Genomic DNA, 16254 nt, shown 5'->3' with positions numbered 1-16254 from the left:
ATTTTTAAGAAAAAAAGAACCTTACGTAATGAGTTTCAACGAAGTCATCTTTATATATTTAGGTAGGAAGACTTTGTTATAACGAATAGGAAAGTTTGTCTCTAATTATTTTTAGAAATAAAGAACTTTACGTAATGAGTTTCAACGAAGTCATCCTTTATATTTAAATAGGAAGACTTCGTTATAACGAATAGGAAAGTTTGTCTCTAATTATTTTTAGAAATAAAGAACTTTACGTAATGAGTTTCAACGAAGTCATCCTTTATATTTAAATAGGAAGACTTCGTTATAAATTCCATAAGTTATGGGAAATCTTTTATTAGTGTAGTTATTTGAAAGTTGGTTCATACCATAACCCAGAATTTATATTGGTTTATCTTTATTTTAAAAAATTCATTATATATATTTTCAAATCAAAGGGAGGAATACACGATGGAGGACAAATTAGTAAAAGAAGGTTTAACTTTTGATGATGTTTTATTGATACCTGCAAAATCAGAAATATTGCCTTATCAAGTGGATATCAGCACCAATCTTACAAAGAAGATTAAATTGAATATACCATTAATGAGTTCTGGAATGGATACTGTAACAGAAGCTAAAATGGCCATATCTATGGCTAGAGAAGGTGGTGTTGGAATCATCCACAAGAATATGACCATTGAAGAGCAGGCTCTAGAAGTGGACAAAGTTAAGAGAAGTGAGCATGGTGTAATCGTAGATCCTTTCTTTTTATCGCCAGAACATGCAGTTGCAGATGCCTTAGAATTAATGGAAAGATATCGAATTTCAGGAGTTCCCATCGCAACAAGAGGAAAATTAGTTGGAATCATTACAAATCGAGATATTCGTTTTGAAAAGAACTATCAAAGACCAATTTCAGAGGTAATGACAAAAGAAAACTTAGTGACGGCTTTAGAAGGAATCACCATGAAGGAAGCAGAAGAAATTCTGATGGGGCATAAAATAGAAAAATTACCTATAGTAGATGAAAATGGAATGTTAAAGGGATTAATAACAATTAAAGATATTGAAAAAGCAATTAAGTATCCTAACTCAGCTAAGGATGAACAAGGTAGACTTTTAGTTGGAGCAGCAGTCGGTGTAACTAATGATATGGTAGAGCGGGTAGAAGCATTATATCATGCAAAGGTAGATGTCATTGTTATCGACACAGCCCACGGCCACTCTAAGGGTGTTATTGATGCCGTTAGAAATGTAAAGGCTAAGTTTCCAGAACTTCAAGTCATAGCAGGAAATGTTGCTACAGGTGGAGCAACGGTAGAATTAATAGAAGCTGGAGCTGATGCAGTTAAGGTTGGTATTGGACCGGGTTCAATCTGTACAACTAGAGTTGTGGCAGGAATAGGAGTACCACAAATAACTGCAATCTATGATTGTGCAAAGGCGGCTAAACCTTTTGGTGTCCCAGTAATTGCCGATGGTGGAATCAAGTATTCTGGCGACATTCCAAAGGCCATTGCAGCAGGGGCGGGCGTAGTGATGGTTGGATCATTATTCGCTGGTACAGAAGAAAGTCCTGGAGAAACAATTATCTATAAAGGAAGAAGCTTTAAGTCCTATCGAGGAATGGGATCTATTGCTGCCATGAAAAAAGGTAGTAAAGATCGATATTTCCAAGGAGAAAATCAAAAATTAGTACCAGAGGGAGTAGAAGGAAAAGTTCCTTACAAAGGTCCATTAAAGGATACGGTATATCAATTAATTGGTGGATTAAGAGCCGGTATGGGTTACTGTGGAACCGAGTCAATCGCATCCCTTCAAGACAATGGTAAGTTTATTAGAATTACTGGTGCTGGTTTAAGGGAAAGTCACCCCCATGATATCACCATCACAAAAGAATCCCCCAATTATAGTATAAGCGAATAATTAAGATTTCTATATAGATAGATCATTGCCAACTGGAAAGGATGAATAAAATGAATAATGAATTAGTACTGGTTTTAGATTTTGGTGGACAATATAATCAGTTGATAGCTAGAAGAGTTAGAGAATTTAATGTTTATTGTGAGGTAGTACCCTATAAGATAACCCTTGAAGAGATAAAAGAAAAGAACCCAAAGGGTATTATTTTTACTGGTGGGCCCTCTAGTGTTTATGGCGAAAATGCACCTAAATGTGATCCAGAAATCTTTAATTTAGATATCCCTATCTTAGGAATATGCTATGGTGGTCAATTAATGGCAGAAACCCTTGGAGGGAAGGTAAATAGAGCTAAAAATAGAGAATATGGTAAAACTGCTCTAAAGCTTAATGAAAGTTCCTCACTTTTTAAAGATATTAAACAAGACTCCATTTGTTGGATGAGTCATACAGATTTTATAGAGAAAGCACCAGAAGGGTTTATTATTACAGCCTCAACAGCTGATTGTCCAGTGGCAGCAATGGAAAATGTAGAAAGAAGCCATTATGCAGTACAATTTCACCCAGAAGTAGAGCATACGGAAAATGGAAGGGAAATGATTAAGAATTTCCTATATGAAGTTTGTAAATGTGAAGGAATATGGACCATGAAAAACTTCATAGAAGAGGAAATAAAGGCGATTCAAGAACAAGTGGGAGATAAAAAAGTACTTTGTGCCTTATCTGGTGGGGTAGACTCCTCTGTAGCAGCGGTATTAGTTCATCAAGCAGTTGGAGAAAATTTAACCTGTGTATTTGTTGATCACGGACTTTTAAGAAAAGATGAAGGCGATTGGGTAGAAGAAATCTTTAAAAATAAATTTAAAATAAATTTTATTAGAGTGAATGCAAAAGACCGTTTTATGGGAAAACTAGCAGGAGTATCTGATCCAGAGAAAAAACGTAAGATTATCGGTGAAGAATTTATCCGTTTATTTGAAGAAGAGGCAAGAAAGCTTGGAGAAATCGACTATCTAGTGCAAGGAACATTATATCCAGATATCATTGAGAGTGGTACTGACACAGCAGCAGTTATTAAAAGTCATCATAATGTAGGCGGACTGCCAGAAGACATGCAGTTTGATCTAATAGAGCCTTTTAAATACCTATTTAAAGATGAAGTAAGGGAAGTTGGAACAGAATTAGGATTACCCGATGAAATTGTATGGAGACAGCCCTTCCCAGGCCCAGGACTGGCAGTTAGGGTATTAGGTGAACTAACAGATGAAAAACTGCATATTGTAAGAGAAGCAGATGCTATCGTTCGTGAAGAGATTAAAAATGCAGGTCTTGATCGTGAAATCTGGCAATATTTCGCTGTGCTACCTAACATTAAAAGTGTAGGGGTAATGGGGGATGAAAGAACCTATGCCCATACGATAGGGATTAGAGCGATAACTAGTTCCGATGCCATGACAGCAGATTGGGCACGTATTCCTTTTGAGGTTTTAGAAAGAATGTCAAGAAGAATTGTCAATGAAGTAGAAGGGGTAAATCGAATTGTGTATGATATAACTTCGAAGCCACCATCAACAGTAGAATGGGAATAGACGAATATTAAACAACAAAATATATAATATAGTTCGATATATGGCATATTTATATCAAAAATAACAAGAAAATATTCGAAAATATATTGACCTAAGTAAATTCATTTGGTACAATAAATTTAGGTTGATAAACATTTGAATATTGACTCGTATAATGTCGATAATAGGGTTCGACAGTCTCTACAGAATGACCGTAAATCATTCTACTATGAGTGAAAGTGTACCTAGGGTTCCATCCTACATAATGGAAAGGTCCGAGCGGTACAGGCATTAATAGATGCTACACCGAGGGGAGAAAAGCCCGGGCGGATAGGTTTCACTTATAAGTTGCCTATCCTTCCGGGTATTTTTATGCAACTAACATTAAAAAGGAGGATTTTACAGTGTCACAATCATTTTTAGAAAAACAGTTTAAGCTAGAACAAAACAAAACAAATGTAAAAACAGAAATTATTGCAGGTATTACTACTTTTATTACAATGGCTTATATTTTATTTGTAAATCCTGACATATTATCACAAGCAGGAATGGACTTTAATGCAGTATTTATGGCTACCTGTTTATCTGCTGCTATAGGAACATTAATCATGGGCTTATATGCAAACTTACCCTTTGCCCAAGCACCAGGAATGGGGTTAAATGCATTCTTTACCTATGGCGTTGTTATGCACTTAGGATATACTTGGCAACAAGCTCTAGCAGCTATTTTTATCTCTGGAATCTTATTTATTCTTCTTACAGTTACAGGCGTTAGAGAAATGATTGTTGAAGGTATTCCAAATTCGTTAAAACATGCCATCGGTGGTGGTATTGGTTTATTTATCGCTTTATTAGGTTTTAAAAATGCAGGAATCATAGTAAGTAATCCAGCGACTTTATTAGCATTAACAGATTTTAAATCAGCTGGTCCTATTCTTGCGGTAATTGGTATAACTATTACTGGTATTTTAATGGCTAAAAAAGTTAAAGGTGCAATTTTAGTTGGTATTGTGGCAACGGCATTACTTGGAATCCCAATGGGCGTAACTAATACGGAAGTAATGGCTTTCTCATTAGATATCTCTCCAACTCTTTTTAAATGGGACTTTGCAGGTTTATTAGATATTGGGAATGCAGGAGTTGTAGGTGCAATTACTAGTGTTCTTACGGTTGTAATTTCCTTCAGTTTAGTAGATATGTTTGATACAATTGGTACGTTAATTGGAACTGGTTCAAGAGCAGGAATGTTAGATGAAAAAGGTAAACTACCTAATATGAACAGAGCATTATTAGCAGATGCTGTGGCAACTTCAGCTGGTGCAGCCTTAGGAACATCTACAGTTACAACATTTGTTGAGTCTGCTGCTGGGGTAGCAGAAGGTGGAAAAACAGGTTTAACTTCTGTGACAACAGGTGTATTATTTATTCTTTCAGTATTCTTAGCTCCCTTTGCATTAATGGTACCAGGGGAAGCAACTGCACCTGCGTTAATTATTGTAGGGGTTCTGATGATGGGTTCTGTAAGACAAATTAATTTTGATGACTTCTCAGAAGCACTGCCAGCCTTCTTTACTATTGCCTTAATGCCTTTCTCTTTCAGTATTGCTGAAGGTATTGCAGCAGGGATCATCTTCTACTGTATTATTCAGTTAGTATTAGGTAAAGGTAATAAAGTGCATCCTACAATGTATATTCTAGCAATTTTATTCATCCTAAGATTTACAATTCTTCCTCACTAAGAAGGAATGGAAATTAAGCAGCTAAGATTCCTTAGCTGCTTTTAATTTCAAAATTATAGGTACAAGTTTACAAAACTTTAAAATATTACAAGGATGATTCAAATAATAGATGATTTAAAAATAGGACAGAAGATTGAAAATAAATTGATGTGATGATTTAAAGATAAATTATAATTTAAACAAAATGACGATACAAGCTTAAACAATGCAAATTGAATTTTAGATTAAAAGAAGGGGGATAAAAATGGAGACAGAAGTAAATCAAATGAAGGTCGGAATAATTGGTGGCGGACAATTGGGCAAAATGATGGTTTTAGAAGGCAAGAAGTTTGGAATATATTTTGTTGTGCTAGACCCTAATCTAGACTGTCCAGCAGCTTCCATTGTAGATGAGCTTGTTGTAGGAGATTTTTATGACCCTTTAAAAATAAAAGAACTAGCCGAAAAATGCCATGTAGTTACTTATGAGTTTGAACATATTAATGCTGAAATTTTAATTCAATTGAAGACGGATGGCCATAAAATTTATCCATCACCTGAAACCCTTAAGAAGATACAAGACAAAGCCATACAAAAAGAGTTTTTAAGAAAACATGGGATTGCAGTTGCTAACTTTACAAAGGTTAAAGCTGATTCAGTTGAAGATTTATCAGAAGTAATAGAAAGCTACGAATATCCCTTATTGTTAAAGAGTTGCAGAGGTGGATATGATGGAAAGGGAAATTATTTGATTAAGTCTAGGGATGATATTGATACAGCCTATACCACCTTAGGAAAGGGTGTTTGGGACTTAATGATTGAAGAGTTTGTTCCCTTCACTAAAGAAATATCCGTTGTGGTTGCAAGGGGACATAGGGGTGAAATGAAGGTTTATCCTCTATGTGAGAATATCCACGAAGATAACATCTTAAGAACAACAATTTTTCCTGCTAGGGTGGACTCTAGTATAGAGGAAAAGGCCCAAAGGTTAGCCTTAAAGACAATGGAAGTATTAGAGGGGATCGGAGTATTTTGTATTGAAATGTTTGTAACTAGAGATGGGGAAGTGCTAGTTAACGAAATTGCACCCCGTACCCATAACTCTGGACATTATACCATAGAAGGTTGCACAGTATCTCAATTTGCTCAACATATCAGAGCGATATTAGAACTACCCTTAGGAGATGTTAAGTTAGTTAATCCAGGTGTCATGATAAACTTACTGGGGGAAGCAGGCTACAAAGGAAAAGCAAAATTAGTGGGTGGAAGAGAAGCCTTAGAACTTCCTCAAGTTTTTATCCACTACTACGGGAAAACCAATACTGCTCCCCAACGAAAAATGGGACATATAACAGTATTAGGGGATTGTTTAGAAGAAGCATTGGTTAAAGCAGAAGGGGCTAAGAAAGTAGTTAAGGTCATTGGAGAGGAGGTTATTTATGAGTAGTGTTGTTGGAATAATCATGGGGAGCGATTCGGATTTACCCATCATGAAGGAAGCAGCAGAAATATTAGACATATTAGAGGTATCCTATGAATGTACGATTGTTTCAGCCCATCGAACTCCTGAAAGAATGTTTCAGTATGGGAAGGAAGCAGAAGAAAAAGGTATTAAGGTAATTATTGCAGGAGCAGGTGGAGCAGCCCATTTGCCAGGAATGGTAGCTTCTTTAACTAACTTGCCAGTGATAGGAGTACCAGTAAAGAGTAAAAATCTAGATGGGATAGATTCCCTATATTCAATTGTACAAATGCCCCCCGGTGTTCCAGTAGCAACGGTAGCCATTAATGGCAGTAAAAATGCAGGAATACTAGCTGCCCAAATTATTGCTTTACAGGATGAGAAGGTTAAGAAGAACTTAAGGGAGTATAAAAAACAACTGAAGGATATGGTTGAGGAAAAGGCTAAAAAACTTGAGGAAATTGGATATCATGAATATTTAAAATAAAGTTGGAGTTTAGTTCAAACCTATATAAGTAAAGGGGAGAGGTAAGATGGAATTAAATAAGCTAGAAATGTTGTATGAAGGTAAGGCGAAAAAGGTATATAAAACTGATGTGGAGAATCAATTAATTGTTACCTATAAAGATGATGCCACAGCCTTTAATGGTGAAAAAAAAGGTAGCATTGGAGAAAAGGGAGCTGTTAACAATCAAATGTCGGCTATACTATTTCAACATTTAGCTGAAATGGGAATAGAAAATCATTTTGTCGCTCTATTAAACGAACGAGAAATGCTAGTTAAAGCAGTTAAAATATTACCCTTAGAAGTAATTATTAGAAATGTTACAGCAGGGTCAATGGCGAAAAGATTAGGTTTAGCAGAGGGGATTGTTCTTGAAAAGCCTGTTTTAGAGTTTTGCTACAAGAACGATGAATTAGGAGACCCTTTAATTAATGACGACCATGTTACTTCTTTAAAATTGGCAACTGCTGAAGAAGTGATTTATATAAAAGAATTAGCTTTAAAGGTAAATGAAGCACTAAAGGAAATCTTTTTAAAGAAAAACCTTAGATTAATCGACTTTAAATTAGAATTTGGACTGTATGAAGGAAAAGTTATATTGGCAGATGAAATTTCTCCCGATACCTGTAGGTTGTGGGATTTAGATACAAATGAAAAATTAGATAAAGATCGTTTTAGAAGAGATTTAGGTAATGTTGAAGAAGCTTATCAAGAAGTATTAAAACGAATTAAGAAATAGGAGGAAGATAAAATGAAAGCAAAAGTATATGTTACCCTAAAGAAGAGTATCGCAGACCCTCAAGGAACAGCAATTCAAGGTGCATTAAAGAAGATAGGTTATCCTAACATTGAAGAAGTTAGAATAGGTAAATTAATTGAGTTAGATTTAGGAGAAGTTTCTCAAGAAACTGCAGCGCAACAAGTGAAGGAGATGTGTGAGAAATTGTTGGCGAATACGGTGATTGAGGATTATCGATTTGAGTTAGAGTAAGGTATGGAAAATTATATACCCATTCCTATAGTTGCTAATATGAAACATTCTTACAACTCATTTTCGATAAAAAATCTAGAATTTGCAAACTCGGTACCCCTCAGACATGCAAATTCCTTAACGATTTCTAATCTGCATTCGTTGAGAATGTTGGTCATATGATCAAATATACTCCCTTGGTATATAAATTTTCTATTGTAAAAAATAAAGAGATAAGGCAGTAAAGATAAAAAATTGGTTTGTTGTTAAGGTTCTTATGGATATAGAGTAAGGAAAATAATATACCCATTCCTATAGTTGCTAATATGAATAGGGATTTCTTTATCATATAAGGTGTAAAAGATTGAAAAAATCAAAGATCTAAATAGAATACAAAGGGCAAAGCGCACCGAAAAGTATTTTAAAAGATCATTTAAAATAGCAACAAAAAAGAATACTAGAAAAGAAAATCATTAAAGAAATTTAAATATAAGTAGGAAACTAACTACCGTAACAATTTTAAAAAATAGGAGGGCTAACGATGAAATTCGGAATAATCGTTTTTCCAGGTTCAAATTGTGATATTGACTTCTACCACGCCTTTAAGGATGGTTTTGGTGAAGATGTAGAATATATTTGGCATGATACAGAGAGTATAGATGAATTTGATTGCATTATTTTACCAGGGGGCTTCTCCTATGGCGACTACCTTAGATGTGGGGCTGTTGCTGGCTTTTCAAAGGTTATGGAATCGGTAAGAAAGCATGCTGAAGCGGGGAAACTGTTAATTGGTGTCTGTAATGGATTTCAAATTTTAACAGAAATGAGACTTTTACCAGGAGCTTTAGTACGAAATCAAAACTTAAAATTTATTTGTAATACGGTAGGCATTAAAGTTGAAAATAACGATAGTCCTTTTACAAATCAATGTGAAAAGGGACAAGTTTTAAATATACCAATTGCCCATGGGGAAGGTAACTATGTGGCAGATGAAGAAACTTTAAAGCAATTGAAGGAAAATGGACAAATTCTATTTACCTATGCTGAAAACCCAAATGGTTCTCTTTTAGATATTGCAGGAATCTGCAATAAAAAAAGAAATGTAATGGGAATGATGCCCCATCCAGAGCGGGCTTGTGATGTTCTTTTAGGCAATGAAGATGGAAGATTTATTTTACAATCTATTATTACTCATTTAAAGGGGGAAATGCAAAATGAATAAACCCTATGAAGCTGTTGGTTTGACAGCAGAAGAATATGCTAAAGTAGTTGAATATCTAAATAGAGAGCCAAATGAATTAGAGTTAAACATGTATGGTGTTATGTGGTCAGAACACTGTAGCTATAAGCATTCAAGGTCATTATTTAAGCACTTTCCCACAACTGGTAAGCGAGTATTACAAGGACCAGGAGAAAATGCAGGTATTGTTGATATTGGTGATAATCTAGCCATCGCCATGAAGATTGAAAGTCATAATCATCCATCAGCAATTGAGCCTTATCAAGGGGCAGCAACTGGTGTTGGTGGTATTATTAGAGATATTTTTGCTATGGGAGCAAGACCAATTGCCCTACTAAATTCACTACGTTTTGGTGATGTTGAAAATAGCGAAAGGGTAAAATATCTTCTAGAAGGAGTAGTAGAAGGTATTGCTGGTTATGGAAATTGTATTGGGATACCAACAGTTGGTGGAGAAGTAAATTTTAATAATTCATATAACGGAAACCCTTTAGTAAATGCCATGTGTGTAGGGGTAATAGAACATGATAAAATCCATCGTGGAAATGCTTCTGGGGTTGGCAACTCAATTATGTATGTTGGAGCCGCTACAGGTAGAGATGGTATGGGAGGAGCAAGCTTTGCTTCTGTAGAACTATCTGATGAGTCTGAGGAAAAAAGGTCAGCTGTTCAAGTAGGCGATCCCTTCATGGAAAAATTATTAATGGAGGCTTGTCTAGAATTATTACAAACAGGTAGTGTTGTTGGGATACAAGATTTAGGGGCTGCAGGGCTAACCTCTGCCTGCTGTGAAACTGCCACTAGAGGTGAAGGTGGTATGGAAATAGACGTATTAAAGGTTCCCCGTAGAGAAAAGGGAATGTTACCGGTAGAGGTAATGATATCTGAATCCCAAGAAAGAATGCTGATTATCGTTGAAAAAGGCAGAGAAGATGAAGTAACTAAAATAGTTGAAAAATGGGGCCTCCATTCTGTTATTATCGGAAAAGTAACTGACAATGGACGTCTAATTGTAAAAGAAGGGGACGTAGTTGTTGGAGATATGCCTGCCCATAGCTTAGATTCTTCTGGAGCACCAAAATACTATAAAGATTATGAAGTACCACAATATTATAGAGATGTTAAGAAGTTTACTAGTTCTGATGTAGAAGAACCAACTGACTTAAATCAAACAATAATGGAGTTACTAAAATCACCAAATATTGCAAGTAAGGAATGGGTCTATAAGCAATACGACCATATGGTTAGAACCAGCACTGTTGTTAAACCAGGTTCTGATGCCGCTGTTTTAAAATTAAGGGGTACAAAGAAGGGCATCGCCTTAACCACCGACTGTAACAGTAGATATTGTTATCTTGACCCTAGAGAAGGTAGTAAAATTGCTGTAGCCGAGGCAGCAAGAAATATTGTAGCCAGTGGTGGAAAGCCAATAGCTGTTACCGACGGGTTAAACTTCGGAAACCCAGAAAAACCAGATCGTTACTGGCAATTTAGAGAAAGTATAGTAGGAATCGGAGAAGCCTGCCGAGAACTAGATACTCCTGTAATCAGTGGAAATGTAAGTTTATATAACGAAACGGAGAGTCAAGCAATTCATCCAACCCCAATGATTGGTATGGTGGGAGTGTTAGATAATGTAGAAAACCATTGTACAATGGCCTTTAAATCTGAAGGGGATGTTATAATCCTTGTTGGAGATACAAAGGATGAAATTGGAGGAAGTGAATATCTAGCTAGAATCCACAATTTAGAAATGGGAGAAGTACCCCACTTAAACTTTGCTCTAGAAAAAAAGGTTCAAAATTTTGTATTAGAATCAATTGAAAAGGGCTTATTAGAATCTGCCCATGACTTAAGTGAAGGTGGGTTAGCGATAGGGCTAGCAGAATCCTGTATGGATCATGGGGTAGGTGCTACAATTAATCTTGAAACTAAACTAAGAAAAGATGTCGCTTTATTCTCGGAAAGTCAGTCTAGGTTTATCATAACAGTTAAAGCGTCGGTGCTTGAAGAGATTGAAGGTAATTTATTAAGGGAGAAGATCCCCTTCACTCGACTAGGTGAAGTTGCAGGAAAAGAACTTAAAATTAATATTAATAGCGAAGAAGTAATTAATTTATCGGTTAATCAAATGGAGGATGCATGGAGAGGGGCATTAGAATGTTTGATACATTAAACCTTGATAAGCTGAAGGAAGAATGTGGTGTTGTTGGCGTCTACAGAAATAAAGATGTAGAAGTAGCTAGAATGGTTTATTATGGACTCCACAGTCTACAACATAGAGGACAGGAAAGCGCAGGAATTGCCACCACCAACGGCATCCATTCCCATTTTCATAAAGGAATGGGATTAGTACAAGAGGTATTTAATGATGAAGTCTTTGCTAAGTTAAAAGGTCATATCGGAATAGGTCATGTTAGATACTCTACTACAGGGGAGAGCTACGTGGCCAATGCCCAACCCCTTGTGGTAAAGTACCGTAGAGGAAGTATAGGTCTTGCCCACAATGGTAATTTAGTTAATGCTGCATTGTTAAGGGAGCGTTTAGAGGATGACGGTATTGTTTTTCAAACCACCATCGATAGTGAGGTTATTGTTAATCTAATTGCGAGATTTAGTAATGAAGGTATGGTTTATGCCATTGAAAGAACAATGGACTTAATTAGAGGAGCCTATGCGTTAGTGGTCATGACAGAAGAACAATTAATTGGTGTTAGAGATCCCCATGGCTTAAGACCCCTTTGTTTAGGTAAAATGGATGAAGGTTATGTTCTAGCTTCTGAGAGCTGTGCGTTAGATGTTTTAGGAGCTGAATTTGTAAGGGATATCGAGCCTGGGGAAATTGTCGTGATAGATGAAAATGGCTATAAAATAAAGAAAATAGAAAAGCAAATTAAAAGAGCATCTTGTATATTTGAATATATTTATTTTGCAAGGCCCGATACAACTTTAGATGGAGTGGGTGTTTATCAAGCAAGAATGAATGCAGGGAGAATCTTAGCTAAAGAGCATCCAGCTGAGGCAGATATGGTTATTGCAGTACCAGATACTTCTATACCTGCTGCAATTGGTTATGCTGAAGCTTCTGGAATACCTTATGGAGAAGGATTTATCAAGAATAGATATATTGGAAGAACCTTTATACAACCAGATCAAAGCTTAAGGGAAGCAGCTGTAAGATTAAAACTAAATCCTTTAAAACAGAATATTGAAGGGAAAAGAGTTGTTATGATTGATGACTCAATTGTTAGGGGAACCACCAGTAGACAAATTGTAAACTCCCTTAAGAAAGCTGGAGCAAAAGAAGTCCATGTAAGAATCAGTTCGCCCCCTGTATCCCATAGTTGCTACTACGGAATTGATACCCCAGACCGCAACCAATTGATAGGGGCAATTAAGACGGTAGAACAAATCAGAAGAATTATTGAAGCCGATAGTTTAGGATATATCAGCTTAGAAGGATTAGTAAATTCTACAGGACTACCTACTGAGTCCTTCTGCCATGCATGTTTCAGCGGGGATTACCCAATTAATGTGATGAAGGAAAATGATAATTTTAAGTTGTTTGAGAGACTTAAAGGGGGTAACTAATATGGAAAATATGACCTACAGCAGTGCAGGTGTAGATACTGAAGAAGGCCAAAGGGCTGTCAATTTAATGAAGGAACATGTTAGAGGAACCTTTACCCCTGGAGTCTTAACGGATATCGGTGGTTTTGGTGGTCTTTTTAAGCCAGACTTAACAGGAATGAAGGAACCCATTTTAGTTTCTGGAACTGATGGTGTTGGAACAAAATTAAAGATCGCCTTTATGATGGACAAACATGATACCATTGGTGAAGATTGTGTTGCAATGTGCGTTAACGATATCCTATGCCAAGGTGCTCAACCTCTTTTCTTTTTAGACTATGTTGCCACTGGGAAGCTCAAGGCAGAGGGTGTTTCAGAGATTGTAAAGGGTGTAGCAGAGGGGTGCAAAAAGGCTGGTTGTGCTCTAATTGGAGGAGAAACAGCAGAAATGCCAGGTTTCTATTCAGATGGTGAGTACGATGTGGCAGGTTTTACAGTTGGCATCGTAGATCAATCAAAGCTAATTACAGGTAAAGAGATTGAACCGGGGGATATGATTATTGGGTTACCATCAAGCGGAATCCATAGCAACGGATACTCCCTTGTAAGAAAGTTATTTTTTGAAGTGAAGGGAATGACAAGTGAAACGCCGATAGAAGCCCTGGGTAAAACCTTAGGAGAAGAACTATTAACTCCAACAAAAATATATGTAAAACCAGTATTAGCCCTATTAAAAGAAGTAGATGTAAAGGGAATTGTTCATATCACTGGTGGTGGGTTCGACGAAAATATCCCAAGAATCTTACCAGAAGGAGTCAATGCTTCTATCCAATTAGATAGTTGGAAGATGCCTCCAATTTTTAGTGTGATTCAAGAAATGGGTAATATTTCAACAGAAGAAATGTATAAAACCTTTAATATGGGGATCGGTATGATGTTGGTGGTAAAGGCTGAAGAAGTAAATAAAACCCTTGAAGTGTTAAAAGGACAAGGTGAAGAGGCTTATTTAATTGGAGAAATAACACAAGGTCAAAGACAGGTGGTTTTATGTCAAAAATAAAAATAGCAGTTTTAATCTCTGGGGGAGGCAGTAATCTTCAGGCCTTAATCGACAGTATTGAGAAGGGTGATATTGCTGCTGAAATTAAATTGGTAATATCGAATAAAGTAGACGCCTATGGACTAACGAGGGCTTCAAACCATCATATAAAGACAGTGGTGCTAGATCGCCATACCTATCCTAATTTAGAAGAGCGGGATTCAAAACTGTTGGAAATTTTACAGAAGGAAGAAATTGATCTAGTTGTTTTAGCAGGTTATTTGGCAATTCTCCCCTCTAGTTTCATTGAGACCTTCTCCAACCGAATCATTAACATTCATCCTTCCCTTCTTCCCAGCTTTGGGGGAAAGGGGTATTACGGACTCCGAGTGCATGAGGAAGTAATTAAAAGAGGTGTTAAAGTGACAGGGGCTACGGTACATTTCGTAAATGAAGAAACCGATGGAGGTCCAATTATTCTCCAAGAATCAGTAGGAGTTGAGTTTGAAGATACAGCAGAAGCAATTCAAAAGAAGGTTCTAAAAATAGAGCATCAGTTACTACCTTTGGCTGTAAAACTCTTTGCAGAAGGTAAAATTGAGGTAGTGGGGAATCGGGTTAAACTATTATAATGAGGTGATGACATGATTAAAAGAGCGTTAATTAGTGTTTCGGATAAAAGTGGTATAGTGGAATTTGCAACTAAACTGTCTCAACTGGGAGTTGAGATCTTATCTACGGGAGGAACTGCTAAGTTATTAAGAGAAGAAGGTATTAATGCAATTGATGTTTCTTCTGTAACTGGATTTCCAGAATGCTTAGATGGTCGAGTGAAGACCCTTCATCCTGTAATCCATGGGGGAATATTAGCTATTAGGAACAATCAACAACACATGGAAACCCTAAATGAGCTAGAAATTACGCCGATTGATTTAGTAGTAATTAATCTATATCCCTTTAAAGAAACGATCTTGAAGGAAGACGTTGCCCTTGAAGAAGCCATTGAAAACATTGATATAGGTGGACCGACAATGCTTCGATCTGCTGCAAAAAATTATACTGATGTAACGGTCATCATCGACCCTCAAGATTATGGCAAGGTATTAGAGGAAATTAAAGCAGAGGGTAATACGAGTTATGATACCAGATATACCCTTGCTCTAAAGGTTTTTCAACATACAAGCCATTACGATACCCTTATTGCTAACTATCTTGCAAAAGAGGTTAACCCATTCCCCAAAACCTTAACCATGACCTACGAGAAGGTACAAGACCTTAGATACGGAGAAAATCCCCACCAGAGGGCAGCTTTTTATAAAGAATTTGGAAAAGAAGTGGGTAGTCTAGTTGAGGGGAAACAATTACAAGGTAAGGAATTATCCTTTAATAATATTAATGATGCCAATGGAGCATTAGAGCTTTTAAAGGAGTTCGATTTACCCACAGTAGTTGCTGTAAAGCATACCAACCCTTGTGGGGTAGCTTCAGCAGATAGTATCTTAAATGCTTACAAAAAAGCCTATGAAGCCGATCCTCAATCTATATTTGGTGGAATAATCGCTACTAATGGAACCATAGACGGAGAAACAGCAAACTTAATGAAGGATGTATTTTTAGAAGTAATTATTGCTCCAAGTTTTACCGAAGAGGCATTAGAAGTATTTAAGGCTAAGAAAAATGTTAGATTGATTCAATTAGAGAACATAAAGGCTAATCATGACTCCTTGGAGATTAAAAAGGTTTTAGGAGGAATCTTAGTTCAAGAGAAAAACAACTCTTTAATGGATAAATTTGAGGTAGTAACGGAAAAAAGCCCTTCACAGAAGGAAAAAGAAGACTTAGAATTTGCCTTTAAAGTTGTTAAACATGTAAAATCTAATGGCGTTGTTTTGGTAAAAGATCAGCAGACAGTAGCTATAGGTCCGGGCCAGGTTTCAAGAATCTGGGCATTGGAAAACTCCATTACCAACGCTAAACTAGACCTAAAGGGTAGTGTACTGGCTTCAGATGCCTTTTTCCCCTTCTCAGATTGTGTTGAAGCAGCCGCTAAGGTTGGTGTAACAGCTATCATTCAACCTGGGGGCTCTATGAAGGATACCGACTCTATCAAGGCATGTAATGAAGCTGGACTTGCAATGGTGTTTAGTGGGATGAGGCATTTTAAACATTAAAGGGTAAAAATATGATACAACGTCATGGAGTTTCCTACATGGATCATTCTAACAACTTATTCAATAGTAAATCCTAAAATTTGCAAACTCACTACGTTCAGACATACAAATTTTTAACGGATTAACA

Annotated in this window: 13 protein-coding genes and 1 riboswitch; all 13 genes read left to right on the top strand. The window is 36.5% G+C overall.

Annotated features, from left to right (window positions below):
- The first annotated feature begins 432 nt into the window (after positions 1 to 432).
- Positions 433 to 1890 carry an IMP dehydrogenase gene (gene guaB / locus T335_RS0118935; RefSeq protein WP_026478918.1) on the top strand — a complete coding sequence of 486 codons (1458 nt, stop codon included), beginning with the start codon at positions 433 to 435 and terminating at the stop codon, positions 1888 to 1890.
- A gap of 50 nt (positions 1891 to 1940) precedes the next feature.
- Positions 1941 to 3473 (top strand): glutamine-hydrolyzing GMP synthase, encoded by a 1533-nt coding sequence (gene guaA / locus T335_RS0118930; protein ID WP_026478917.1) that lies wholly within the window; start codon positions 1941 to 1943, stop codon positions 3471 to 3473.
- A 127-nt stretch (positions 3474 to 3600) separates the two neighbouring features.
- A riboswitch (purine riboswitch) is annotated at positions 3601 to 3702 on the top strand.
- A gap of 154 nt (positions 3703 to 3856) precedes the next feature.
- Entirely contained in the window at positions 3857 to 5191 is a 1335-nt protein-coding gene (locus T335_RS0118925; RefSeq protein ID WP_242837331.1) for an NCS2 family permease, read from the top strand.
- A gap of 244 nt (positions 5192 to 5435) precedes the next feature.
- Positions 5436 to 6617, top strand: coding sequence for a 5-(carboxyamino)imidazole ribonucleotide synthase (locus T335_RS0118920; RefSeq protein WP_026478915.1), 1182 nt, complete (start codon positions 5436 to 5438; stop codon positions 6615 to 6617).
- Positions 6610 to 7119: a 5-(carboxyamino)imidazole ribonucleotide mutase gene (gene purE, locus T335_RS0118915; RefSeq protein WP_026478914.1), complete on the top strand. Its 510-nt coding sequence runs from the start codon at positions 6610 to 6612 to the stop codon at positions 7117 to 7119. Before T335_RS0118920 ends, purE begins: the two co-directional genes overlap by 8 nt.
- Positions 7120 to 7165: 46 nt before the next feature.
- Entirely contained in the window at positions 7166 to 7876 is a 711-nt protein-coding gene (purC, locus tag T335_RS0118910) for a phosphoribosylaminoimidazolesuccinocarboxamide synthase (RefSeq protein ID WP_026478913.1), read from the top strand.
- A gap of 12 nt (positions 7877 to 7888) precedes the next feature.
- Positions 7889 to 8128, top strand: a complete 240-nt coding sequence (purS, locus tag T335_RS0118905; protein WP_026478912.1) for a phosphoribosylformylglycinamidine synthase subunit PurS — start codon at positions 7889 to 7891, stop codon at positions 8126 to 8128.
- Between the two features lie 520 nt (positions 8129 to 8648).
- Positions 8649 to 9329, top strand: a complete 681-nt coding sequence (gene purQ, locus T335_RS0118900; protein WP_026478911.1) for a phosphoribosylformylglycinamidine synthase subunit PurQ — start codon at positions 8649 to 8651, stop codon at positions 9327 to 9329.
- Positions 9322 to 11523 (top strand): phosphoribosylformylglycinamidine synthase subunit PurL, encoded by a 2202-nt coding sequence (gene purL / locus T335_RS0118895; protein ID WP_026478910.1) that lies wholly within the window; start codon positions 9322 to 9324, stop codon positions 11521 to 11523. The genes purQ and purL overlap by 8 nt, the downstream gene beginning before the upstream one ends.
- On the top strand, positions 11508 to 12938 hold the full coding sequence (gene purF, locus T335_RS0118890) for an amidophosphoribosyltransferase (RefSeq protein ID WP_026478909.1): 1431 nt from the start codon (positions 11508 to 11510) through the stop codon (positions 12936 to 12938). Before purL ends, purF begins: the two co-directional genes overlap by 16 nt.
- 1 nt (position 12939) lies before the next feature.
- On the top strand, positions 12940 to 13977 hold the full coding sequence (gene purM, locus T335_RS0118885) for a phosphoribosylformylglycinamidine cyclo-ligase (protein ID WP_026478908.1): 1038 nt from the start codon (positions 12940 to 12942) through the stop codon (positions 13975 to 13977).
- Positions 13965 to 14588, top strand: a complete 624-nt coding sequence (gene purN / locus T335_RS0118880; protein WP_026478907.1) for a phosphoribosylglycinamide formyltransferase — start codon at positions 13965 to 13967, stop codon at positions 14586 to 14588. Before purM ends, purN begins: the two co-directional genes overlap by 13 nt.
- Positions 14589 to 14600: 12 nt before the next feature.
- Positions 14601 to 16127 (top strand): bifunctional phosphoribosylaminoimidazolecarboxamide formyltransferase/IMP cyclohydrolase, encoded by a 1527-nt coding sequence (gene purH / locus T335_RS0118875; protein ID WP_026478906.1) that lies wholly within the window; start codon positions 14601 to 14603, stop codon positions 16125 to 16127.
- Positions 16128 to 16254: the final 127 nt, after the last annotated feature.

It is taken from the genome of Alkaliphilus transvaalensis ATCC 700919, assembly GCF_000621485.1.
GTDB classification, from domain to species: Bacteria; Bacillota; Clostridia; order Peptostreptococcales; family Natronincolaceae; genus Alkaliphilus; species Alkaliphilus transvaalensis.
This window is presented reverse-complemented; position numbering and strand designations above follow the sequence as displayed.